The sequence below is a fragment of the Candidatus Methylomirabilota bacterium genome, assembly GCA_028870115.1.
GTDB lineage: Bacteria > Methylomirabilota > Methylomirabilia > Methylomirabilales > Methylomirabilaceae > Methylomirabilis.
In genome coordinates, this window is record JAGWQH010000056.1 from 1 (window position 1) to 1,432 (window position 1,432).

A 1,432-nucleotide genomic window follows, 5' to 3' on the forward strand; every position below is an offset into this window, starting at 1 on the left:
CAGTATCATCGCCAGGGCCGTTCTTGTAGGTCTGGAACGGGCGATCCACGAGATGCTCGCGGCGATGGGGATAGGCGGTGCGGGGGGACGGTGATGGTGATCGGGATCGGCATCGACGCCGTACAGATCGGACGATTCGAACGCGCCGTCGCGCGTCACGGCACCCGTCTGCTCGATCGCCTTTTCACGGCGGGGGAACAGGCGCGCTTCAGAAGCCACCGGTCCCCCGGGCGACATCTCGCGGCCCGCTTTGCGGCGAAGGAGGCGGCCTTTAAAGCGCTTTGCACTGGATGGGGGCAAGGGGTGGTGTGGCAGGATGTACAGATCGTGGGAGGCGGGCGTGAGCCGTCCAGCGTGGTCCTGTCGGGCTGCGCCCGAGAGGTTGCGGCCCGCCTTGGGATTACGCAGATGCTGGTGAGTCTCACACACGATGGCGACTACGCGATGGCCTGTGTTGTGGCTACTGACGGCAGATAGGGAGTGCGCGACGAGGAGGGGATGATGGCCGTGAGCGTTGTGACGGCGAGCCAGATGCGCCGGCTTGATCGACGGGCGACGGAGGAGTACGCCATCCCGTCGCTGCTGCTGATGGAGAACGCCGGACTTCAGGCGGTTCTGGAGTTGGAGCGCGTGTTCCCGCACCTGACGCGAAGCCGCGTCGCCGTGGTCTGTGGTAAGGGTAACAACGGCGGTGATGGGTTTGTTGTAGCGCGTCACCTCTTCGACCGCAGGATCTCGGTCGAGGTGTTTCTGCTGGCCCGGCAGACGGAGGTCAAGGGGGATGCCCGGACGAATCTCGAGATTATTCGAAAATTAGGCGTACCGATCCATGAAGTGGCGATCAGTCAGGATCTCGAGGTAATTCAGGGAACGATTGAGCGAGCAGACGTCGTCGTGGACGCCATCCTGGGAACTGGGACGACTGGGCCTGCCAAGGGTCTCTTGGGCGAGGCTATCGAGCTGCTTAACCGATCCGGTAAGCCGATCGTGGCCCTCGATATCCCCTCCGGCCTGAACAGTGATGAGGGGATCATCCCCGGACCGAGCATCAACGCGGTCCTCACTGTCACCTTCGGTCTGCCGAAGCGGGCCTTGATCCTCTATCCGGCGGCCTCCTGCGCCGGTCGGGTCGTGACGGTAGACATCGGCCTGCCAAGGCAACTGCTCACCGATCCGCTTCTCGATGTCTCGCTCGTGCAGGCTGAGGATCTGGTAAGGGTGCTTCCGCTACGCGACCCGAATGCCCACAAAGGGACGTATGGTCACGTCCTGGTCCTGGCCGGTTCGTCGGGCAAGACCGGCGCAGCGGCGATGTGCGCCCTTTCAGCGCTTCGAATTGGCGCAGGGTTAGTGACGCTGGCGTTGCCTGAGAGCCTGAACGACGCCATGGAGGCCAAGCTTACAGAGGTGATGACCGAGCCGCTCCCTGAGA

2 protein-coding genes are annotated in these 1,432 nt (G+C 63.4%); both read left to right on the forward strand.

The window, feature by feature from the left end; genetic code table 11:
* Positions 1-93: 93 nt before the first annotated feature.
* A complete protein-coding gene (gene acpS, locus KGL31_06590) occupies positions 94-477 on the forward strand; it encodes a holo-ACP synthase (protein MDE2321572.1) in 384 nt (127 codons plus the stop codon).
* 21 nt (positions 478-498) lie between these two features.
* The coding region (locus KGL31_06595) for an NAD(P)H-hydrate epimerase (protein MDE2321573.1) at positions 499-1,432 on the forward strand (934 nt) is incomplete at its 3' end.

Coding starts and splice junctions, on each gene's coding strand:
- acpS (MDE2321572.1), top strand. CDS start 94: ATGGTGATCGGGATCGGCATCGACGCCGTACAGATCGGACGATTCGAA.